This window comes from Enterobacter sp. PTB (assembly GCF_051130085.1).
GTDB classification, from domain to species: domain Bacteria; phylum Pseudomonadota; class Gammaproteobacteria; order Enterobacterales; family Enterobacteriaceae; genus Enterobacter; species Enterobacter ludwigii.
Genome location: NZ_JBDKEE010000013.1, coordinates 122,401 through 145,885, shown reverse-complemented (window position 1 = coordinate 145,885; position 23,485 = coordinate 122,401). Strand labels below are relative to the sequence as shown.

General features: G+C 54.5%; 15 protein-coding genes. 7 read left to right on the top strand and 8 right to left on the bottom strand.

From position 1 onward, the window contains the following. Positions 1 to 101 precede the first annotated feature (101 nt). A complete protein-coding gene (locus AAIR21_RS16970; protein WP_183516137.1) occupies positions 102 to 1,391 on the top strand; it encodes a SulP family inorganic anion transporter in 1,290 nt (429 codons plus the stop codon). Here the strand turns inward: AAIR21_RS16970 and mgtE are convergent. From mgtE to AAIR21_RS16940, 6 genes are all read right to left on the bottom strand, one after another. Then, complete coding sequence (gene mgtE, locus AAIR21_RS16965; RefSeq protein WP_020883169.1) at positions 1,354 to 2,790, bottom strand: magnesium transporter; 1,437 nt, start codon at positions 2,788 to 2,790, stop codon at positions 1,354 to 1,356. The two genes, AAIR21_RS16970 and mgtE, sit on opposite strands and share 38 nt — an antisense overlap. A 147-nt stretch (positions 2,791 to 2,937) precedes the next feature. Continuing rightward, on the bottom strand, positions 2,938 to 4,581 hold the full coding sequence (locus AAIR21_RS16960; protein WP_063156658.1) for a multidrug ABC transporter permease/ATP-binding protein: 1,644 nt from the start codon (positions 4,579 to 4,581) through the stop codon (positions 2,938 to 2,940). A gap of 75 nt (positions 4,582 to 4,656) precedes the next feature. Beyond that, entirely contained in the window at positions 4,657 to 5,307 is a 651-nt protein-coding gene (alkB, locus tag AAIR21_RS16955; RefSeq protein ID WP_183516136.1) for a DNA oxidative demethylase AlkB, read from the bottom strand. Continuing rightward, a complete protein-coding gene (gene ada, locus AAIR21_RS16950; protein ID WP_183516135.1) occupies positions 5,307 to 6,365 on the bottom strand; it encodes a bifunctional DNA-binding transcriptional regulator/O6-methylguanine-DNA methyltransferase Ada in 1,059 nt (352 codons plus the stop codon). Before ada ends, alkB begins: the two co-directional genes overlap by 1 nt. Before the next feature lie 72 nt (positions 6,366 to 6,437). Continuing rightward, complete coding sequence (apbE, locus tag AAIR21_RS16945; RefSeq protein ID WP_183516134.1) at positions 6,438 to 7,493, bottom strand: FAD:protein FMN transferase ApbE; 1,056 nt, start codon at positions 7,491 to 7,493, stop codon at positions 6,438 to 6,440. Positions 7,494 to 7,606: 113 nt separating this feature from the next. Continuing rightward, positions 7,607 to 8,722 carry a porin OmpC gene (locus AAIR21_RS16940; RefSeq protein WP_020883165.1) on the bottom strand — a complete coding sequence of 372 codons (1,116 nt, stop codon included), beginning with the start codon at positions 8,720 to 8,722 and terminating at the stop codon, positions 7,607 to 7,609. A 743-nt stretch (positions 8,723 to 9,465) separates the two neighbouring features. Here AAIR21_RS16940 and rcsD point away from each other — a divergent pair. Together rcsD and rcsB are read left to right on the top strand one after the other, a co-directional pair. After that, positions 9,466 to 12,138, top strand: coding sequence for a phosphotransferase RcsD (gene rcsD, locus AAIR21_RS16935; RefSeq protein WP_020883163.1), 2,673 nt, complete (start codon positions 9,466 to 9,468; stop codon positions 12,136 to 12,138). 16 nt (positions 12,139 to 12,154) lie between these two features. Continuing rightward, positions 12,155 to 12,805, top strand: a complete 651-nt coding sequence (gene rcsB, locus AAIR21_RS16930; protein ID WP_006176468.1) for a response regulator transcription factor RcsB — start codon at positions 12,155 to 12,157, stop codon at positions 12,803 to 12,805. An 87-nt stretch (positions 12,806 to 12,892) separates the two neighbouring features. Here rcsB and rcsC read toward each other — a convergent pair whose 3' ends face one another. Beyond that, complete coding sequence (rcsC, locus tag AAIR21_RS16925; protein WP_014170962.1) at positions 12,893 to 15,739, bottom strand: two-component system sensor histidine kinase RcsC; 2,847 nt, start codon at positions 15,737 to 15,739, stop codon at positions 12,893 to 12,895. Positions 15,740 to 15,874: 135 nt separating this feature from the next. Next, positions 15,875 to 18,511, bottom strand: a complete 2,637-nt coding sequence (gyrA, locus tag AAIR21_RS16920) for a DNA topoisomerase (ATP-hydrolyzing) subunit A (RefSeq protein WP_014170963.1) — start codon at positions 18,509 to 18,511, stop codon at positions 15,875 to 15,877. Between the two features lie 146 nt (positions 18,512 to 18,657). Between gyrA and ubiG the strand changes: the two genes are divergently transcribed. The 4 genes from ubiG to yfaE all read left to right on the top strand — a co-directional run bounded on the left by ubiG (position 18,658) and on the right by yfaE (position 23,455). After that, positions 18,658 to 19,386, top strand: a complete 729-nt coding sequence (ubiG, locus tag AAIR21_RS16915; protein ID WP_014170964.1) for a bifunctional 2-polyprenyl-6-hydroxyphenol methylase/3-demethylubiquinol 3-O-methyltransferase UbiG — start codon at positions 18,658 to 18,660, stop codon at positions 19,384 to 19,386. 347 nt (positions 19,387 to 19,733) lie between these two features. After that, complete coding sequence (nrdA, locus tag AAIR21_RS16910; protein ID WP_020883162.1) at positions 19,734 to 22,019, top strand: class 1a ribonucleoside-diphosphate reductase subunit alpha; 2,286 nt, start codon at positions 19,734 to 19,736, stop codon at positions 22,017 to 22,019. 51 nt (positions 22,020 to 22,070) lie between these two features. Next, positions 22,071 to 23,201 carry a class Ia ribonucleoside-diphosphate reductase subunit beta gene (gene nrdB / locus AAIR21_RS16905; RefSeq protein WP_434681643.1) on the top strand — a complete coding sequence of 377 codons (1,131 nt, stop codon included), beginning with the start codon at positions 22,071 to 22,073 and terminating at the stop codon, positions 23,199 to 23,201. Continuing rightward, entirely contained in the window at positions 23,201 to 23,455 is a 255-nt protein-coding gene (gene yfaE, locus AAIR21_RS16900; RefSeq protein WP_014170967.1) for a class I ribonucleotide reductase maintenance protein YfaE, read from the top strand. The genes nrdB and yfaE overlap by 1 nt, the downstream gene beginning before the upstream one ends. The last annotated feature ends 30 nt before the right edge of the window (positions 23,456 to 23,485 follow it).

Below are 23,485 nucleotides of genomic sequence, written 5' to 3'. Positions count from 1 at the left end.
TGTTTAAAGGTTAAGAAATTATTGTAATTGTGAAATTTAATGATGGATTGTTTGTGAGGGATTACCTATGCGGCTGGCAAAAGGCGGCTTTTCTGGCTAGTATGTTGCGTTTTGTGATCGCGCGCACGGAAGCCTGCCCTAACCTGCGAAGTGTTATGTCATTACCCGATTCTTCTTTACCCCATGAAGGCCATGTCGCCTCGGTGTTACGCTCTCCCCGGCTGCTGATGCGTGAAACGCTGGCAGGCGTGATTACTGCCCTGGCGCTTATTCCTGAAGTGATTTCGTTTTCTGTCGTCGCAGGGGTTGATCCTAAAGTCAGCCTGATTGCTTCCGTGGTGCTGTGTCTTGCCCTGTCCGTGCTCGGCGGCCGCCCGGCAATGGTCACGGCGGCAGCGGGTTCCGTGGCGCTGGTGATTGGCCCGATGGTGCATCAGCATGGCGTGCAGTACATTTTGCCGGCCGTTCTGCTGGCCGGGGCGATCCAGATCCTCTTCGGCGTGCTCGGCATGGCGCGACTGATGCGCTTTATTCCGCAGTCGGTGATGACCGGATTTGTTAACGCGCTCGGTATTTTGATTTTCTTCGCCCAGGTTCCCCATTTCTGGAGCCGAAGCCCGCTGATTGTGGGCCTGTTCGTGCTGACGCTGCTGATCGTCCTCTGGGTGCCCCGCTATATCAAAAGTATCCCCGCGCCGCTTATTGCCATTGTGGTGTTAACCCTGTTTACCGTGACCACCGGGCAAATCCTGCCGACCGTGGGTGACGAAGGCACCATGAGCGGTGGCCTGCCCGGGCTGACGCAGCTGCTTGTCCCGCTGAACACCGATACGCTGAGCATTATCTGGCCATGCGCATTAAGCATTGCATTTGTGGGTCTGCTGGAGTCGCTGCTGACGGCAAAACTGGTGGATGAGCTGACAGCAACCCCGTCCGGCAAGCGCCGCGAAAGCATTGGTCTGGGCATCGGTAACATTCTGGCCGGCTGGTATGGCGGTATCGCAGGCTGCGCCATGATTGGTCAAACCATCGTCAACGTGGAGATGGGCAAAGGCCGCAGCCGCATTTCCACTGTTGCGGCCGGTCTTGTGCTTCTGGTGCTGGTGACGGCGCTGAGTGAAGTGATGGCCCGCATCCCGATGGCCGTGCTGGCCGGGATTATGGCGATTGTCGCCGTCAAAACCTTCAGCTGGCATAGCCTGCAGCCCGCGACGATGAAAAATGCCCCCATTGCGGAAACGGTCGTGATGCTGGTGACCGTTGCAGCCACGGTTTCAACCGGCAACCTGGCCATTGGTGTGCTGGGCGGGATTATCGTGATGGCACTCCTTCCCGCCCGAATTAAGCGTCGGGTTAAAGAAGAAAAAGCGTTGCCAGCCCAAGAAAAATAAAGAAGCCGCCCGTATCGGTGATGGCAGTGATCATTACGCTCGACCCCACTGCGGGGTCGCGCCCGAGTTTTGTCATCGTCAACGGGATGATGACACCCATCATCGACGCAACCAGCAGGTTCAGCACCATCGCCAGCATCATCACGCCGCCTAATGCCATATCGTCGTACAGCCACCAGGTAATGCCGCCCATAATTCCGCCCCACACCAGGCCATTAATCAGCGCCACGCCCATCTCTCTGAAGATCAGGAAGGCAAAGTTACCCGGCTGAATGTTCTCCAGCGCCAGCGCGCGAACAATCATGGTGATGGTCTGGTTGCCGGTATTGCCGCCTATCCCGGCCACAATCGGCATCAGCGAGGCTAACGCGACCAGCTGCGAAATGGTGTGTTCGAAGCCATCAATCACGCGGGAGGCGATAAACGCGGTACAGAGGTTAATGGCAAGCCAGGCCCAGCGGGTTTTGACCGCCTTGCCCACGGAGGCATGGACGTCATCTTCGGCGCTGATCCCACCAAGCGCACGCAGATCGTTATCGGTCTCTTCGTAGACCACGTCAACGATCTCATCGATTGTCAGACGTCCCATCAGCTTGCCGACCGAGTCCACCACCGCCGCACTCACGAGGTCGTCACGTTCGAAGGTACGCGCGGCTTTTTCCGCGTCATCCTCCGGCGAGAAGACCATCGGCTCGTTTTCCATGACCTCGCTCACCCGCCGCTGAGTGCTGTTGAGCAGGATCGTTTTCAGCTCCAGCTCACCGAGCAGGGTTTTATCCCGCGAGGTCACGAACAGTTTATCGGTGTTGTCGGGCATACTCCCCAGGCGGCGTAAATAGCGCTGCACCGTGCCAAGCGTGACGTCCGGGCGCACCGTGATGACGCCAAACTCCATAATTGCGCCAACGCTGTGTTTATCGTAGTGCATCACCTGGCGCACGCGCGCCCGCTCATCGGCAGGCAGCGAGGCCAGCAGTCGGCCGGTCAGGTTACGCGGCAGGTGTTGAACAAGGTAAATCTGTTCGTCGATATCCAGCGTTTGCAGGGCATCAAGAATATCCCGGTCGCTCATCTCATCGATAAGGTCATCCCAGACGTTTTCCGACGCCTCCAGCAGCACCTGCCCGCGCTCGTGATCCTGCACCAGACGCCACAGGGCGTGACGCTCTTCCGAGGGAAGTGCTTCGAGGGTATCCGCCAGGTCGGGCGGAGGCAAATGGGCAACCAGTGCACCTACCTCAGCAATATCGTCGGCTAAAGTGCCGACATCATATTGCTCAGCCAGGGTCAGTTTGCCCAGTAACGCAGAAGTGACCGCTTTATCGGTCGTGAGAAGCCAGATGAGACGCGCACGTTCCTGGTCACGCTGCCGGGCGCTGTTTTTCTTTAATACCGACATCAATCATAAATCCATGAAATGAGATGGCATTAAGCATAGCGCGGGGATATGTAAATAAGAATAAACAACGGGACGGGATGCATAAAAAAGCGGCACATCGGCCGCGATTTTATCCCCTCTCCCGGTCGGAGAGGGTCAGACGAGACATCAGGCCGTGCGCGCTACCGCATCACGAGACGCCGCATCGCGCTCCTCGCCGGTCAACTCGCTGAGCTTGCCGTCGCGCATCTCCAGCAGACGGTCGGCATGAATGAAGTAGTGATCGTCATGGCTGATGGCGAAAATAGTTTTGCCCATCGCCTTCATCAGCGGCAGTAACACCTGATAAAACTCGCGGCGGAAATGCGGGTCCTGGTCTGCCGCCCATTCATCAAGCAGGATGATGTCACGCTCTTCAGCCAGTGCCAGCAGCAGCGCCACGCGCTTTTTCTGCCCCTTCGAGAGTTTCAGGTTCAGGATTTTACCGTCCTGAAGCTCAAGCTTATGGGACATCTGCAGTTGCCCAAGCCATTTCTCCACCAGCGCAGGGTTAGCCTGCTGCCCTTCCGGCCCCAGCAGGTGATCAAAGAGCCAGACATCGGTGAAGACCGCCGAGAAGAGCTTGCGATAATCCTCAGGTTTCTCCGCGCTCAGCGCTTTGCCATCCAGCAAAATCTCGCCCGATTGCGGCTGATATAAACCGGTGAGCAGCATCGCCAGCGTGGATTTTCCGCTACCGTTACCGCCAATCAGGAACAGCAGTTCGCCGCGATGAATCGTCAGGTTTACCGGTCCGACGGCAAAAGCGTTGTCCTGATAGCGGAACATGACGTTACGCAGTTCCAGGGTTTGCCAGTTCGGGAAGGCCTGCGGGCGTGGGAATTCGGCTTTAAACGGTGCGAGATCGAATTTATTGAGCTTGTTAAACGCCACCTGAGCGCTCAGCAACGTTGGCAATGCGCCCACGGCGGAGAGGAGCGGTGTACGTAAAAACAGCAGCGTCAGTGAATAGGTCGCCGCGACGTTGGTATCCGCCCATCCCAGACTGTTCGCCATCCAGAAGACCAGGCCAATGGCGCCCAACATCATAATGTTCGACCAGTTCACCGCGCTCAGGTGGAAGGTATCGGCGCGAATGATGTGATGCCGGTATTCGCGGGCATCGGGAATATAGAGATGGTTAAAGATATGCTCGGCACGCTCGCGATTCAGGGTCAGCTCTTTACGCCCTTCCAGCACGGTCTGGTAATCGTTATAGAGCTTATCCTCGGTTTCACGCAGCACCGCCATGTGTTTATAGACGCGCGACACCAGCAGAAAACCGCCCCAGATGGTGATAACAATCCACAGCGCAGTGACCGCCAGCATTTTTGTGGAGAGCCAGGCGAGATACGCCGCCGAACCAAAGGTCAAAATAATGCCCTGCACCAGCTCCGGCAGACGAACGAAGGCAATGGTAATGGCGCGCACGTCGCTGGTCAGCCCTGCCAGCAGGGAGGCACTTCCAAGCTGCTCAACGCGTTCTACCTGCGTGTCCAGAATACGCTTGATAAATTCACTGCGCAGACGGAAAACGAAATGGTGTCCCAGCGCCGTCAGCGCCAGCTGCGAGCCGAGCGTCACCGCCATCAACAGCAGTAGCAGGCCAAGAAACTCCGGCAGGACGGCGAGTGAGGTATCGACCATTTCAATCAAGCGCACGTTAATAAACGCGATCAGGCCGATACCTAACGCGGCGCTGGCGAGGCTTAACGCCATGACGGCAATGAAGGGCCAGCGATACTGACGCCAGACGAGGAGAAGTAGTTGCATGCAGGCAATCCGGGCAATAAAAATCAGCCAGCAGTTTAAACTGCCGGACGGTTACATCAAGAATAATTCTTATTTTTATTGGCCACGGGATGCCTGCCGGAACGTCAGGTTAAGGCGGAACTCGCCGGTCTGAGGATGTACTCCCGGTTTGAGGGGCTGAATGCCGTGATAAAAAAGCCGCGATTCCCTGCCCCAAACCACCACATCACCGTGCTCCAGCATGAGCCGTTTCAGCGGATCGTTACGGCGTAATCCGCCAAACTGGAAGACCGCGGGCAGGCCTAAGGATACCGAGACGATCGGCGCGCGCAGATCGGGTTCATCCTTGTCCTGATGCAGCGAGAGCTTTGCCCCCACGGCGTAGCGGTTAATCAGACAGGCATCCGGGCGAAAGTCGGCATAGCCCGCTTCAACGGCGGCGTCATGGCAGAGCGCCCGAAAAACGTCAGGCATCGGCGGCCATGGCTGGCCGGTTACAGGATCGCCCGGGGCATATACATAGCCCTGCGCGTTTGTCGCCCAGCCCAGTTCCCCGCAGTTCGTCATCGCCACCGACATGGTGTACCCCCCGGGTGTCACCATGTGTCGAAACGGCGAGACCGCCGCCAGCTCATCGATGCCGGCAAGCAGCGCCGCCGCGCGGGAAAGCGCAAAGCGGCGCAGGATCACCGCGCCGGGCGCAAGGGGCTCCTGCCAGGGTTCCGCATCTGCAAAAAGATCGAGCATTATCCCTCCGGGTTCTTTGCCTCACGTTTCAGTAACAACGCCTTTCGTTCTGTCCCCCAGCGGTAGCCTGAAAGCGCACCGTCGTGACGAACAACACGGTGGCAGGGGATGATAACGGCCAGTTTATTTGCGGCACAGGCTCCCGCCACCGCACGGACAGCGCCTGGGCTACCGATCGTCTGCGCCACCTGGCGATAACTTGCCGTTTCACCGCGGGGAATGTCACGAAGCGCCTGCCACACACGCTGCTGGAAAGCGGTGCCCCGAATATCCAGCGGAAGTGCCAGCGGCACGGTATGGTCATCGATAGCGCTAATCACCCGCTCAATACGCCGGGCGAATTCTCCTTCCAGCGTTTCTCGCTCTGCTTTTGGAAACAGCGTCAAAAGCTCCCTGGTTAATGTCGCATCGTCGTCACCCAGCAGAATTGCGCAGATCCCGCGCTCGCTTTCACCCACCAGGCAACGGCCTAACGAACACTCACCAATCGCATAACGCACCGCCACATCCCCTTTGCGGTACTGCTTCGCCGTCATGCCCAGCGCAGCGTTGGCTTGACGATAATAGCTGCTGCTGTCAGGAAACCCGGCGGCCAGCACGGCATCGGTAATTTTGTCCCCCTGCGCAAGCGCGGTACGCAGGCGTTGTACCCGCGCCGCCTGTTGCCAGGCTTTAGGCGTCATACCGGTAACGGACTTAAACAAGCGGTGGAAGTGGAAAGGACTCATGGCGACCTGCTGCGCCAGCACTTCCAGCGTTAACGCGGGATCGCGCTCCAGCAGACGGCAGGCATGTTCAACTTTTGCCAGCGTCTGTTCCTGCGGATCGCGTTTGTCCGGTTGACAGCGTTTACACGGGCGAAACCCTGCCTGAAGGGCATGATCTACATCGGGGTAGAAGCGGACATTTTTACGTAACGCGTGGCGGGCACGGCAGGACGGACGACAGACGATCCCCGTCGTTTGCACGGCAAAGACAAACTGATCGTCAGCACGCGGATCGCGAGCCAGCACGGCCAGCCAGCGATCGTCATCGGTAGTAAAGGTCGGGTTTTTCATCATCAGCTCCTCTTACAAGCATACATACAGCGTGCCCGAGTGCCACTGATTAAAAACCCGCAACCTTGCTTTTTAATTCTTATCACTCACCAGGAAGCTGTCGAACTGCGGCGAACTCCAGGTTTTGAAGCCATCAGCCTCTTTGGTGATCATATAGACAGCCAGTCCTTCCTGGCGGACCACCTCTTTGGCTTTCTCCGGACCGAGGACCATTAAACCGGTATCCCAGGCATCGGCTTCCAGCGCGGTGGGGGCAATGACCGTCACCGAGACCAGATTATGCGCGATAGGGCGGCCGGTCTGCGGATCGATGACATGCGAAATCCGCTTCCCGTCGAGCTCATAATAGTTACGGTAACTCCCGGAGGTGCTGATACCGTGACCGTTGATATCCACAATCGCCTGTACGGCGTTTTGCTGGTCGGTCGGTTTTTGAATCGCCACCCGCCACGGATTACCGCTGGCATTCATGCCGCGGCTGACTAACGCGCCGCCCACGGACACCAGGTAACACGAAATACCTTCCTGGGCCATCAGCGCGGCCAGATGATCTGCCGCATACCCTTCCCCTACCGTCGACAGATCGACAAACAGATCGGGAATATCTTTTTGCAGGTACTGTTGTCCGTACTGGTTGATCACCGTCAGGTGCTGCAACCCTGTCCGGGCGCGGGCGTCATCTATCGCCGCCTGGTCAGGCGTGGTGACAGGTTGCTTGTTCGGGCCAAACCCCCACAGGTTAACCAGCGGCCCCACTGTCACGTCCATCGCGCCGTTGGTCTTGTAGCCCACGCGCATTGATTCGGTCACGATATCGGCCATTGCTTCGCTCACCGGCCACAGGGAAGTGCTGGTAGAGAGGTTAAAGCGCATCAGCGCAGAGTCATTTTTGTAGGTCGAAAGAAGCTGATCGTCGGCGTCCAGCTGCGACTGAATTTTGCTGCGAAGTTCGTCAGCGCGTGTCTTATCGAGATTCATCACGCTGACACGCCAGAATGTGCCCATCGTTTTGCCTTCCAGCACCGTCGCCGCGGGAGCATCCGTTTTGGCCACAGGCGTGGAAGAGTCACATGCTGTCAGGAAAAAAAGTATAGCCAGGAAGCTGGCGCGTAAAAAAGTCATGTCCATTCATTATTATCCTCATGCCAGGGCGGCAAGAGTACACCAAAAGGGTGAATTGTAAGAACCGAAAAGGCACGAAAAAGGGGCCATAAGGCCCCCTTTGTCACACGATGAAGCGATTAGAACTGGTAAACCAGACCCAGCGCTACGATATCATCAGTACCGATACCCGCCTGACGGGTGAATTCATTTTCATCAACCAGGTTGATTTTGTAATCAACGTAGGTGGACATGTTTTTGTTGAAGTAGTAAGTCGCGCCAACATCAACATATTTCAGCAGATCCTGATCGCCGTAACCTTCGATGTCTTTACCTTTGGACTGCAGGTAAGCCACGGATGGACGCAGACCGAAGTCGAACTGGTACTGAGCAACCACTTCGAAGTTCTGTGCTTTGTTAGCAAAGCCGTAAATGTCGCTGCTGCTCTGAGAGTTACCGAAACGGGTTGCGTTATAGGTCTGAGAGTACTGCGCCGCCAGGTAAATGTTGTTGGCGTCGTATTTCAGGCCACCAGAGTAAACTTCAGCACGATCGCCTTCGCCTTTCAGCGCCAGGTTAGCGGTGTCGTTCTGGTCAGCAGTACGTTTAGAAGAAGACATCGCACCACCGATGCTGAAGCCTTCGCCCAGGTTGTAGGTCACAGACGCGCCGTAACCGTCACCGTTCTGTTTCAGAGTGCTACGACCGGAATCGTTTTCACCGCTTACGCTGCCGTTTTTACCCTGATACTGCAGAGCAAAGTTCAGGCCATCAACCAGACCGAAGAAGTCCTGGTTACGGTAGGTTGCTACGCCGTTAGCACGGGATTGCAGGAAGTTGTCTGCACCGTAGGTGTCGCCGCCAAATTCTGGCAGAACGTCAGTCCAGGACGTTACGTCGTAGATCACACCGTAGTTACGACCATAATCGAAAGAACCCGCGTCAGCGAATTTCAGACCCGCGAACGCTACACGCGTCCAGGACTGGTTGTCGCTTTCAGAGGTGTTGCCCTGAATCTGGTATTCCCACTGGCCGTAACCGGTCAGCTGATCGTTAACCTGGGTTTCGCCTTTGAAGCCAAGACGCATGTAAGTCTGGTCGCCATCATTGCTCTTGTCGTCAGAGAAATAGTGCAGACCATCAACTTTGCCGTACAGATCTAATTTGTTGCCATCTTTGTTATAAATTTCAGCCGCATTTGCTGCGCCTGCCACCAGCAGAGCTGGTACCAGGAGGGACAGTACTTTAACTTTCATTTTATTAACCCTCTGTTATATGCCTTATAATTGCCACTGCTTACTGATTAACCCTCATTAACCAGTCGGCAATTTCATTCTCCGCAAAATTACAGAATAATCCAACGGGAATATGATACGAAAACTTTGAAAATGTTTCATTTCACGATAAACATGTTTCAAAATGTAAATATCAAGGAACTTTTACAAAGCACAAAGAGCTTAAGAATTTAGCACTTATCATCAAGCGAGAAGAAAAAACATTTAAATTCAGTAAACTACATTAAAAATATTTACAGCACTGAATGACAAAACAAGATCGGCCGTTGTCTCTAAAATAACTCTCGCTATCATCATTAACTTTATTTATTACCGTCATTCAGATTTGAATGTCTGTTTATCCCTAATTCTACCGAATGCCTGGCATTCGGTTTTTTTTTACCTTTCTTTACGTAGCATGCGTTTTTTTGTGCTACCGCACTGAAATTGTAACGACTATTAACTAAATTCGTTTCCTCTCTCCTCGAGAACCGCGCCATTACTGCAAATCTCAATTTCTTGTTAATTCGTGCTATTTATCGGTATGTATCGGTTTTTATTTGTACACTCTCACTCGCTTTGTACATGTTTCATGCAATGGCGTTCTCCGATATTGTCAGCCGAAAAAGTGGCGGGTTCAAAGAGCGTGACGCTGGAAATTCAGGTATTACCCTTTATACTGCCCTATCGCCATAGAGCACGACCATTACGGGTTAAAGATATCAATGAGTCAGACTGAAACTACCGCTCCGAGCAAATTCTCCCTCTTACCCGGGAGCATCACCCGTTTCTTTCTTCTTTTGATCGTTGTGCTGCTAGTCACAATGGGGGTTATGGTTCAGAGCGCGGTTAACGCCTGGCTGAAGGACAAGAGCTATCAGGTTGTTGATATCACCCATGCCGTCCACAAGCGCATTGATACCTGGCGCTATGCAACCTGGCAGATTTACGACAACATCGCGGCCGCGCCGGCAACCTCTTCCGGAGACGGGCTTCAGGAGACTCGCCTGAAGCAAGACGTCTATTATCTGGAAAAACCACAGCGTAAAACCGAAGCGCTGATCTTCGGCTCTCATGACAGCGCAACGCTTGAGATGACCCAGCGCATCTCAACCTATCTTGATACCCTTTGGGGTGCCGAGACGGTGCCGTGGTCGATGTACTATCTGAACGGTCAGGACAACAGCATGATCCTGATCTCAACCCTGCCGCTAAAAGATCTCTCTTCCGGTTTCAAAGAGACGACCGTGGGCAGCATTGTCGATTCCCGCCGGGCAGAAATGCTGCAGCAGGCGAACGCCCTTGATGAACGTGAGAGCTTCTCATCTCTGCGCCGCCTCGCCTGGCAGAATGGCCATTACTTTACGCTGCGTACCACCTTTAACCAGCCAGGCCATCTGGCGACGGTGGTGGCCTTCGATTTGCCCATCAATGACTTGATTCCACCGGATATGCCGCTCGACAGCTTCCGTCTGGAGCCGGACAGCAGCACTCAGAATATGCGTGCCGCATCGGACAAAGAGGCCGCAGAGAGCGTATCGATCTCCTTTAACGGCTCGAAAATCGAAATTGCCTCTTCGCTGAACTCAACTGGTATGCGTCTGGTGTGGCAAGTGCCGTTCGGCACCCTGCTGCTTGATACGCTGCAAAATATCCTGCTGCCCCTGCTGCTGAATATCGGCCTGCTGGCGCTGGCGCTGTTTGGCTACAGCACGTTCCGCTTCCAGTCAGGGCGTCAAAGCGATGCCGCCCCGGTCCCGGCAGGAACCAGTAACGAACTGCGCGTGTTGCGCGCGCTGAATGAAGAGATTATTTCCGTGCTGCCGCTTGGGGTGCTGGTTCACGATCAGGAAGCCAACCGTACGGTGATGAGCAATAAAATTGCTGACCACCTGCTGCCTCATCTCAATCTGCAGAACATCACCGCTATGGCGGATCAACATCAGGGCGTGATTCAGGCCACCATTAATAACGAGCTGTATGAGATCCGACAGTTCCGCAGCCAGATCGCCTCCCGCACGCAGATCTTCATCATCCGCGATCAGGATCGTGAAGTGCTGGTGAATAAAAAGCTCAAGCAGGCACAACGTCTGTATGAGAAAAACCAGCAGGGGCGCGCTGCCTTTATGCAGAATATTGGTGATGCCTTCAAGAAGCCGTTAAAAATGCTGGCGACCCAGGCGGCGGCGCTGAATACATCTGAAAGCCATCAGCTTGCCTGCCAGGCCGACTCGCTGGTGCGCATGGTAGATGAGATCCAGCTGGCGAATATGCTCGAAAATGATTTCTGGAAAGGAACGCCGACTCTCTTCTCTATCCAGAATCTGATCGATGAAGTGGTGCCTGAGGTCCTGCCCGTGATTAAGCGCAAAGGGCTGCAGCTGCTGATCAATAACCATTTACCGGCGAATGATGAACGTCATGGCGATCGCGAAGCGCTGCGTCGCATTCTGCTGATGATTATTCAGTACGCCGTCACCACCACCCAGATCGGCAAGATCACCCTGGAAGTCAGTACCGACGAGTCGGCTGAAGATCGCCTGACGTTCCGTATCCTGGATACCGGGGAAGGCGTAACGACAAGCGAAATCGATAATCTGCATTTCCCGTTCCTGAATGACACCCAGAGCGATCATTACGGCAAGGCCAATGCCCTGACCTTCTGGCTGTGCGATCAGCTGGCACGTAAGCTCGGTGGCCATCTGAATATCAAGGCCCGCGAATCACTTGGCACGCGTTACTCGCTGCACGTTAAAATGGCGGCGAATCCACAGGAAGAAGACGAAGAACGCCTGCTGGATGATGTGGTCGTGATGGTGGATGTGACCTCGAACGAGATCCGCAATATTGTGGTTCGTCAGTTAGAAAACTGGGGCGCGGCCTGCATAACGCCGGATGAAAGACTCTCAAGTCAAGAATTTGATCTGTTTTTAACTGATAATCCGTCTAATCTTACTGCCTCCGGCTTGCTTTTAAGCGATGATGAGCCAGGCGTGCGAAAAATCGGCCCAGGCCAGCTGCGCGTCAACTTTAATATAAGCAATGCGATGCAGGAAGCTGTACTACAACTAATAGAAGAGCAACTGGCGCAGGAAGAGATAGCGGAATCACCGTTAGGCGGCAATGAAAATGCCGAGCTTCACGCCAGCGGATACTATTCACTCTTTGTTGATACAGTACCAGATGATGTTAAGCGGTTGTATACTGAGTCCGCTGCGAATGATTTTGCAGCGCTGGCACAGACAGCACACCGGCTTAAAGGGGTGTTTGCCATGCTTAATCTGGTTCCCGGCAAGCAGTTATGTGAAACGCTGGAACATCTAATTCGTGAGAAAGATGCCTCTGGCATTGAAAAATACATCAGCGACATTGACGCCTACGTCAAAAGCTTGCTGTAGCAAGGTAGCCTTATACATGAACAATATGAACGTAATTATTGCCGATGACCATCCGATTGTACTGTTCGGTATTCGCAAATCACTTGAACAGATCGAGTGGGTGAATGTAGTCGGTGAATTTGAAGACTCTACAGCACTGATCAATAACCTCCCAAAGCTTGATGCGCATGTGCTCATCACCGATCTCTCCATGCCTGGGGACAAATACGGTGATGGGATCACACTCATCAAATATATCAAACGTCACTTCCCCGACATCTCGATCATTGTTCTGACCATGAACAACAACCCGGCCATTCTGAGCGCCGTGCTGGATCTGGATATCGAAGGGATTGTATTGAAACAGGGTGCGCCGACCGATCTGCCAAAAGCGCTCGCTGCGCTGCAGAAAGGCAAGAAGTTCACGCCTGAAAGCGTCTCTCGTTTGCTGGAAAAAATCAGCGCCGGTGGCTATGGCGACAAACGCCTGTCTCCGAAAGAGAGCGAAGTTCTGCGCCTGTTCGCCGAAGGTTTCCTGGTCACCGAGATTGCCAAGAAGCTGAACCGCAGTATTAAAACCATCAGTAGCCAGAAGAAATCAGCAATGATGAAACTGGGTGTGGATAACGATATTGCACTGCTGAACTATCTCTCCTCCGTTACGCTGAGCGCGTCGGATAAGGATTGATGTTGACCGGGTGTGCGGCCTGATGGCCTCACCTCCCCCTCCCGGCGTGTGAGGGAAACAACAAAAAAGGCCCTGACGGGCCTTTTTTTATACTCTCGCTTTTCTGACCCGTTCCGCATACACGGAAATCGTCTGTTTCAGGACGTCCAGCGTCACCGGTTTCGACAGACAACTGTCCATCCCTGACTCCAGACAGCGCTGTTTCTCTTCCGCCAGCGCATTCGCCGTCACGCCCACGACCGGCAACGTCAGGCCAAGCTGGCGTATACGCTGCGTCAGACGGTAGCCATCCATATTCGGCATGTTGACGTCGCTAAGAACGATATCAATGTGGTTTTTACTCAGCACGTTCAGCGCATCCACGCCGTCATTGGCGGTTTTGCACTGATAGCCAAGCGAACCCAGCTGGTCTGCCAGCAGGCGACGGTTAATCGGATGGTCATCCACCACCAGAATCATCATATCGTCATTCAGCGATGCCAGCGCATCCGGTGACGGCAACTCCGTCGCCCCGTCGCTATCTTCCAGCTGCACGCTGTAAATACGTGCCAGCAGGCTCATGAGCTCATGCGGCGTCGCCACGCTGTGCACCCATTCACCCGGAGCTCGTTCGACCGGAATACCGATATGACGACGGCAGAAGTGAACCACCCCTCTGCCCTGCCAGGGTTGCTCCAGCACCTCGTCGGTGATCAGCACGTCGTCGACATCCGGCGTTTGCCCTTCATAGCGGGACACGCGCACGCCGCTGTGGGTAAGAAGCGCCGTCAGGTAATCATTCAGTGAGGCATTGTGTACTGCCAGCCAGCAGCGCTTATCGCTTAGCCCATCCACCACCGCTTTTGCCGGGTACTGGGCAGAATAGAGCGGAATGCGGATAGTAAACTGGCTGCCCATGCCTGGCTCGGTATCAACGGAGATATCGCCGTCCATCATGCTCACGAGCTTCTCACAGATCGCCAGACCCAACCCGGTCCCCTGGAAGTTACGCTGTACGCCGGTACCGACCTGGAAGAACGGGTCAAACAGACGCACCACTTCCTTCGCCGGGATACCCACGCCGGTATCACGCACGCGAATACTCAGGTAGTCCCCTGCCCGGCACACATGCAACACAATGCAGCCGATATCGGTAAATTTAATGGCGTTACTGAGCAGGTTAGAAATGACCTGCTGCAGACGCATCGGATCGCCATGCAGCGTCAGCGGCACGTCCGGCTCAATAAAGCAGTAGAGGCCCAGCTGTTTACGCACCACCAGCGGCAGATAGTTGGCGCTGATGTGGTTCATCACCTCGCGCGGAGAGAACTCCCGCGGCTCAATTTTCAGCTGCTCCGACTCAATTTTGGAGAAATCGAGAATATCGCTGATGATTTTCAGCAGCAGGCTGGAGGAGTTATTCATCGCCGTCACCAGGCGATCGACCCCTTTCGGCAGCTCTTTGGTCTGCAGAAGATCAAGGTTACCGATAATCCCGTACAGCGGGGTACGCAATTCGTGGCTGACGGTGGCGAGGAACATGGATTTTGACTGGCTGGCCTGCTCGGCGGCCTGCGCCATCTCCTGCAGGGACTCTTCCATCTTCACACGCGCCGAGACGTCTACCAGGACGCAAATTGCCACGTTCTCATTACGATAGCGGGAGTGCACAAAGCTGATTTGCAGGTTCGTGTGCGTGCTGGTCAGCACGTCAACGAAGTTCACCTGCTGGCCACAGATAATCTGCGTCAGCCTCTGTCGGTCCTCATGCGTCAGCATGTTCAGGTAGTTATGCGCCAGCTCGTTACTGAGGATATTGGTCCCGTCCTGCGTGCGCAGGATGCAGATCCCCACCGGCGCCGAGGCGACAATCTTGCGGTTAAACTGCTCGTGCTCTTCCAGCCGCTGGGCGTCGCTTTCGGCGGGTATAAAGATTTTGCGCTCATACATTCGCGCCAGGGTAAACAGCGCCCCCCCGGCCAGCAGGTTCAGCAAAATCGCGTTCATGATAAGAATGCGGATCCGCTCAAGCACCATATCCACGGGCAGCGAATAGACAATACTCAGCGACGAAGGCGGCAAGCTCTTTTTAAGCACCAGCTCACGGAAGCCTGAGGTATAGCCAAACCACGACCGCTCCTGCATCCAGTGCGGATCGACGTTCAGTCGATTATCCGGACCGGCGAGTGAGATCAGGGTATGTCCGTTTTCATCCAGAATGGTCACGCCCATCGGCAGACTGCCCGGCGTGAAGAAGTTTTCCATGCGAATGGTCTGTTCAATCCCCAGCAGCGCCTGCAGACGATTGCCCAGATAGACCGGCGTGAGGGCGTAGAAATAGCCCACGCCCATGCGTGGCCCCTGGCTTATCCAGAAGATGTTATTCCCGCGCTCGTCCTGCGGCGCATTGCGATATTTCACAATACGTTCGTGCAGGCTTTTCAGCGCATCATCGCGCTCAACGGGCACATCGCGCAGGCCAAAGTCGGCCATGCAGAGATTTTCACTGCCAATCAGGAAGACGCGGTTCAGATCATAGGCGGCGGAAAAGTTGTCACGCCAGTAGCGCATAAACCAGGAGAGCGACTCCAGTGAACCGCGCCAGGTGCTGCCCATCGCAGAGCAATCGGAATCCGGAAACAGCGGCTCGAAATTCGGTACTTCGGTTTTGTCATTACGCCCTCGGATGGCAAGAATGCCGTTTTCCGCGGTCAGGCGATTCTCGGCAATGTACTTCAGCTCCTTCATCACGTCGGACGTTCGCTGAATATAGCGCTGTGCCTGATCGGAGCTTAAGTTAAACTCCTGGCGGATCTCCGCTTCTTTCTGATGAAGGGCGTTAACGATGTAAAACACCGACAATAATGCCACCAGCAACCAAAGCAAGAGCGCCAGCGCCCGAAACAGATAGCGAGAGACTTTCAGCGTGGTACGAAAGGAGACGAGGTATTTCAAAGGGGCGAGGCTCCGCCGTCGGGGTCAAAAAGAATGTGGTTAAGGTAGCGGTAAACGCGCCTTGTCGCAACGTTCACTTATCTGCTTGTGCAAAAGAAAAGGGCCGGAAACCGGCCCTTTTTGCATCAGGAGACATTACTCGTCAGCGTCATCCGCTGCATCATCTTCGGTATCGGCTTCTGGTGCGATTTCATCATCACCTTCTGCGACGCTACCGTCGATGGAGTCGAGCTCTTCGTCATCCACAGGCTCAGCTACACGCTGCAGACCCACGACGTTTTCATCTTCCGCGGTACGGATGAGGATCACACCCTGAGTATTACGGCCAACCACGCTGATCTCAGATACGCGTGTACGCACCAGCGTACCGGCATCCGTGATCATCATGATCTGGTCGGCATCGTCTACCTGTACCGCGCCCACAACGGATCCGTTGCGCTCGGTAACCTTGATAGAGATTACGCCCTGCGTGCCACGAGACTTGGTCGGGTATTCGCTTTCGGCAGTACGTTTACCGTAGCCGTTCTGCGTGACGGTCAGGATAGCACCTTCACCGCGCGGAACGATCAGGGAAACGACGGTATCTTCACCGGCCAGTTTGATACCACGAACACCTGTTGCAGTACGGCCCATCGCACGAACCGCGTTCTCTTTGAAGCGCACCACTTTACCGGCGGCGGAGAACAGCATCACTTCATCGGAACCGGAGGTGAGGTCAACGCCAATCAGTTCGTCACCGTCGTTCAGGTTCACCGCGATGATACCGGCAGAACGTGGACGGCTGAATTCGGTCAGCGCGGTTTTCTTCACGGTACCGCTGGCGGTCGCCATAAAGACGTTCACGCCTTCTTCGTACTCACGTACCGGCAGAATCGCGGTGATACGTTCGTTCGCTTCCAGCGGCAGCAGGTTCACGATTGGACGACCACGCGCACCACGGCTCGCTTCTGGCAGCTGATAGACCTTCATCCAGTACAGACGACCACGGCTTGAGAAGCAGAGGATCGTGTCATGGGTGTTTGCCACCAGCAGACGGTCAATAAAGTCTTCTTCTTTAATACGTGCTGCCGATTTGCCTTTACCGCCACGACGCTGTGCTTCGTAGTCGGTCAGCGGCTGATACTTCACATAGCCCTGGTGAGACAGGGTGACCACCACATCTTCGCGGTTGATCAGATCTTCAATGTTGATATCAGAGCTGTTCGCCGTGATTTCGGTGCGACGCTCATCGCCGAACTGATCGCGGACCAGTTCCAGCTCTTCACGGATCACTTCCATCAGGCGCTCTGCGCTACCCAGGATATGCAGCAGCTCGGCAATCTGTTCCAGCAGTTCTTTGTATTCGTCGAGCAGTTTTTCGTGCTCAAGGCCGGTCAGTTTCTGCAGACGCAGATCCAGAATCGCCTGGGCCTGCTGTTCAGTCAGGTAGTACTGACCGTCACGCACGCCGAACTCAGGCTCCAGCCATTCAGGACGCGCAGCATCGTCGCCAGCGCGTTCCAGCATGGCGGCCACGTTGCCCAGATCCCACGGACGGGCAATCAGAGACGCTTTCGCTTCCGCAGGGGTTGGTGCACGGCGAATCAACTCAATGATTGGGTCGATGTTTGCCAGTGCAACGGCCAGCGCTTCAAGGATATGCGCACGGTCGCGGGCTTTACGCAGTTCGAAAATAGTACGGCGAGTCACCACTTCACGGCGGTGACGCACAAACGCGCTCAGAATATCTTTCAGGTTCATGATCTTCGGCTGACCATGGTGCAATGCAACCATGTTGATACCGAAGGAGACCTGGAGCTGAGTCTGGGAATACAGGTTGTTCAGTACAACCTCGCCCACCGCGTCGCGTTTGATTTCAATCACGATGCGCATGCCGTCTTTATCAGATTCGTCACGCAGCGCGCTGATGCCTTCAACACGTTTTTCTTTTACCAGCTCGGCGATTTTTTCAATCAGACGCGCTTTGTTCACCTGATACGGGATCTCGTGAACAATGATGGTTTCACGGCCGGTTTTGGCGTCCGCTTCCACTTCGGCGCGGGCACGGATATAAATCTTGCCACGTCCGGTGCGGTACGCTTCTTCAATACCACGACGACCGTTGATGATCGCCGCCGTCGGGAAGTCTGGACCCGGGATGTGTTCCATCAGCCCTTCAATGCTGATGTCTTCATCCTCAATATAGGCCAGGCAGCCGTTGATCACTTCCGTGATGTTATGCGGTGGAATGTTAGTTGCCATACCGACGGCGATACCGGACGAACCGTTCACCAGCAGGTTAGGGATTTTCGTTGGCATAACGTCCGGAATGCGTTCCGTGCCGTCATAGTTATCAACGAAATCAACCGTCTCTTTTTCCAGGTCAGCCATCAGCTCATGGGCAATTTTCGCCAGACGGATTTCCGTATAACGCATTGCCGCGGCGGAGTCGCCGTCGATAGAACCAAAGTTACCCTGACCATCTACCAGCATGTAACGCAGCGAGAATGGCTGCGCCATTCGGACGATAGTGTCGTACACCGCGGAATCACCATGGGGATGGTATTTACCGATTACGTCACCAACGACACGGGCAGATTTTTTGTAGGCTTTATTCCAGTCATTGCCCAATACGTTCATGGCGTATAGTACGCGACGGTGTACCGGCTTCAGGCCATCGCGGACGTCCGGCAGCGCACGGCCAACAATGACCGACATCGCATAGTCCAGATAGGAGCTCTTCAGCTCTTCCTCGATGTTAACCGGTGTAATTTCTCTCGCAAGGTCGCTCATCTAACCGCTATCCCTCTACTGTATCCCGGATTCAAAGGTCGCAAATTATAACACAGCCGCGGTGATTGAGGTAAACCAATAAGCTTTATTCAACCGCGCGGGCTGATATACTCCGAAGTCTTGCAAAATAAGGAGTAAAAGCGCCCATGAATGCCGAAAAATCCCCGGTAGCTCACAACGTTGACCATGAAGAGATTGCCAAATTCGAAGCGGTGGCATCCCGCTGGTGGGATCTCGAAGGTGAGTTTAAACCTCTGCACCGCATTAACCCGCTGCGTCTGGGCTATATCGCGGAGCGTTCCGGCGGCCTGTTCGGTAAGAAAGTGCTCGACGTCGGCTGCGGCGGCGGCATTCTGGCAGAAAGCATGGCGCGCGAAGGGGCCACCGTCACCGGTCTGGATATGGGCTTTGAACCGCTGCAGGTTGCCCGTCTTCATGCGCTGGAATCTGGAGTGCAGGTGGAATATGTGCAGGAAACCGTCGAAGAACATGCGGCGAAGCATGCCCATCAGTACGACGTGGTGACCTGTATGGAGATGCTGGAGCACGTTCCCGACCCCCAGTCCGTGGTTCACGCCTGTGCAAAACTGGTGAAACCGGGCGGCCAGGTCTTCTTCTCGACGATCAACCGAAACGGAAAAGCCTGGCTGATGGCGGTCGTCGGGGCGGAGTATGTGCTGCGTATGGTGCCAAAAGGCACGCACGACGTGAAGAAATTCATCAAGCCTGCTGAATTACTAAGCTGGGTTGATCAGACGTGGCTCAAGGAGCAGCACATCACCGGTCTGCATTACAATCCATTGACCGATAAATTCAAACTCGCACCGGGTGTAGATGTTAACTATATGTTGCATACAACCGCCAAAAACGACTGACGTCATCCATTATTCTTATAAAGATTGCGCGACATCATGTTGCGCAATTCTGACCTCCCGTTGAAGAAATCAGCACTCGATCAAATTTTGAATTTTTTTTCTTAATTATTGACATCTCTTCCAGGCCTTACGGTACGAGGACTTAGCCTTTTTTACCCTTTGACAACCTCAATTTAACGTCAAAATCAACCCTTGTGCTGAAAAGATTCGATACTAGAATACTCACCATATAGCGTTTTTCTTATCGCAAACCCCCTATATGTAGTATTTATCCACAGAGTTAGTCACAAGACGGATCTGTGGATAAGCGGGGGATATTTTTTATTTCACGGACAGGTAAAACCCACATGAATCAGAGTCTGCTGGTGACTAAGCGCGACGGTACCACCGAGCGTATCAATCTGGACAAAATCCATCGTGTTCTCGACTGGGCAGCAGAAGGACTGAATAACGTATCTATCTCCCAGGTTGAACTGCGTTCTCACATTCAGTTCTACGATGGCATCAAGACGTCTGATATCCACGAAACCATCATCAAGGCTGCGGCGGATCTCATCTCACGTGAAGCCCCGGATTATCAGTACCTCGCTGCACGTCTGGCGATTTTCCACCTGCGTAAAAAAGCGTACGGCCAGTTTGAGCCGCCAAAGCTTTACGATCACGTGGTGAAAATGGTTGAGCTGGGCAAATACGACACGCATCTGCTGGAAGACTATACGGAAGAAGAGTTCGAGCAGATGAACGGGTTTATCGATCACTGGCGCGACATGAACTTCTCTTACGCGGCGGTGAAGCAGCTCGAAGGCAAATACCTGGTTCAGAACCGTGTGACCGGTGAGATCTACGAAAGCGCCCAGTTCCTCTATATTCTGGTGGCCGCCTGCCTGTTCTCTAACTACCCGCGTGACACCCGTCTGGAATACGTGAAGCGTTTCTACGATGCGGTTTCCACGTTCAAGATTTCTCTGCCTACGCCAATCATGTCTGGCGTGCGTACCCCAACCCGTCAGTTCAGCTCATGCGTCCTGATCGAGTGTGGTGACAGCCTGGATTCCATCAACGCGACTTCCAGCGCCATCGTGAAATATGTCTCCCAGCGTGCCGGTATCGGCATCAACGCCGGTCGCATCCGTGCACTGGGTAGCCCGATTCGCGGCGGTGAAGCGTTCCACACCGGCTGTATCCCGTTCTACAAACACTTCCAGACCGCGGTAAAATCCTGCTCTCAGGGCGGCGTACGCGGTGGTGCAGCCACCCTGTTCTACCCAATGTGGCACCTGGAAGTGGAAAGCCTGCTGGTACTGAAAAACAACCGTGGCGTTGAAGGCAACCGCGTTCGTCACATGGACTACGGCGTACAGATCAACAAGCTGATGTACACCCGTCTGCTGAAAGGTGAAGACATCACCCTGTTCAGCCCATCCGACGTTCCGGGCCTGTATGACGCGTTCTTCGCCGATCAGGATGAGTTCGAGCGTCTGTACACCAAATACGAAAAAGACGACAGCATCCGTAAGCAGCGCGTTAAGGCGGTTGACCTGTTCTCCCTGATGATGCAGGAACGTGCCTCTACCGGCCGTATCTACATTCAGAACGTTGATCACTGCAACACCCATAGCCCGTTTGACCCGGTGGTTGCGCCAGTGCGCCAGTCTAACCTGTGCCTGGAAATCGCCCTGCCGACCAAACCGCTGGAAGATGTTAACGACGAAAACGGCGAAATCGCGCTCTGCACCCTCTCTGCTTTCAACCTGGGCGCTATCAAGAGCCTGGAAGAGCTGGAAGAGCTGGCGGTGCTGGCCGTGCGTGCGCTGGATGCCCTGCTGGATTACCAGGACTACCCAATCCCGGCGGCAAAACGTGGAGCAATGGGCCGTCGTACCCTCGGTATCGGCGTTATCAACTTTGCCTACTGGCTGGCGAAACACGGTAAGCGTTACTCCGACGGCAGCGCGAACAACCTGACCCACGAAACGTTCGAAGCGATTCAGTACTACCTGCTGAAAGCCTCCAACGAGCTGGCGAAAGAGCAAGGCGCGTGCCCGTGGTTCAACGAAACCACCTATGCGAAAGGCATTCTGCCGATCGATACCTACAAGAAAGACCTGGATGCGATTTCTAACGAACCGCTGCATCTGGACTGGGAAGCGCTGCGTGAATCCATCAAGACTCACGGCCTGCGTAACTCCACGCTGTCTGCCCTGATGCCGTCTGAGACCTCTTCGCAGATCTCTAACGCCACCAACGGTATTGAACCACCGCGCGGCCACGTCAGCATTAAAGCGTCGAAAGACGGTATCCTGCGTCAGGTTGTGCCTGACTACGAGCTGCTGAAAGACAACTACGAGCTGCTGTGGGAAATGCCAAACAACGACGGTTACCTGCAGCTGGTGGGGATCATGCAGAAGTTTATCGACCAGTCGATTTCTGCTAACACCAACTACGACCCGACGCGCTTCCCGTCTGGCAAGGTACCGATGCAGCAACTGTTGAAAGACCTGCTCACCGCCTACAAATTTGGTGTGAAAACCCTGTACTATCACAACACCCGTGATGGTGCGGAAGACGCTCAGGATGACATGGCACCGTCAATTCAGGACGATGGCTGCGAAAGCGGCGCATGTAAGATCTAATGAAGGGCGGGGATATCCCCGCCTTTATTTCGTAAGACAGGACTCCAATTCATGGCATACACCACCTTTTCACAGACGAAAAACGACCAGCTCAAAGAGCCGATGTTCTTCGGGCAACCGGTCAACGTGGCACGCTACGATCAGCAAAAATATGACATCTTCGAAAAGCTGATTGAAAAGCAACTCTCCTTCTTCTGGCGCCCGGAAGAAGTTGACGTCTCTCGCGATCGTATCGATTTCCAGGCGTTGCCGGAGCACGAAAAGCATATCTTCATCAGCAACCTGAAGTACCAGACGCTGCTGGACTCCATTCAGGGCCGTAGCCCGAACGTGGCGCTGCTGCCGCTGATCTCCATTCCGGAGCTGGAAACCTGGGTGGAAACCTGGGCGTTTTCTGAGACCATCCACTCTCGCTCTTACACCCACATTATCCGCAACATCGTTAACGATCCGGCGGTGGTGTTTGACGATATCGTCACTAACGAGCAGATCCAGAAACGTGCTGAAGGTATTGCGCACTACTACGACGAACTGATCGAGATGACCAGCTACTGGCATCTGCTGGGCGAAGGCACCCACACCGTGAACGGCAAAACCGTCACCGTGAGCCTGCGCGCGCTGAAGAAACAGCTTTACCTGTGCCTGATGAGCGTTAACGCACTGGAAGCCATCCGCTTCTACGTGAGCTTCGCCTGCTCCTTCGCTTTTGCGGAACGCAAGCTGATGGAAGGTAATGCCAAAATCATCCGTCTGATCGCCCGTGACGAGGCCCTGCACCTGACCGGCACCCAGCATATGCTGAACCTGCTGCGCAGCGGAACAGACGATCCGGAGATGGCTGAGATTGCCGAAGAGTGCAAACAGGAGTGCTATGACCTGTTCGTGCTGGCCGCTCAGCAGGAGAAAGAGTGGGCAGACTACCTGTTCCGCGACGGCTCCATGATTGGCCTGAACAAAGATATCCTGTGCCAGTATGTTGAGTACATCACCAACATCCGTATGCAGGCGGGCGGGCTTGAGCTGCCGTTCAAGACCCGCTCTAACCCAATTCCGTGGATCAACACCTGGCTGGTATCCGATAACGTGCAGGTTGCGCCACAGGAAGTGGAAGTCAGTTCTTATCTGGTCGGGCAGATTGACTCTGAAGTTAATACCGACGACCTGAGCGACTTCCAGCTCTGATGAGCCGCGTAACGCTTAGCCTTTCCGGTACCGAAGTGCTGTGCCGGGAAGAACACCCTTCCCTGTTGATTGCGCTTGAGGCGCATCAGGTTGAAGTGGAGTATCAATGCCGCTCAGGCTATTGCGGCTCATGTCGCTGCCGTTTAGTCGCCGGACAAGTGGACTGGCTGACCGAACCGCTGGCCTTCATCAACGAAGGTGAAATTTTGCCCTGCTGCTGCCGGGCAAAAGGCGATATAGAGATTGAGATGTAAACCGCCCCTCCGGGCGACATAAAAAAGGGC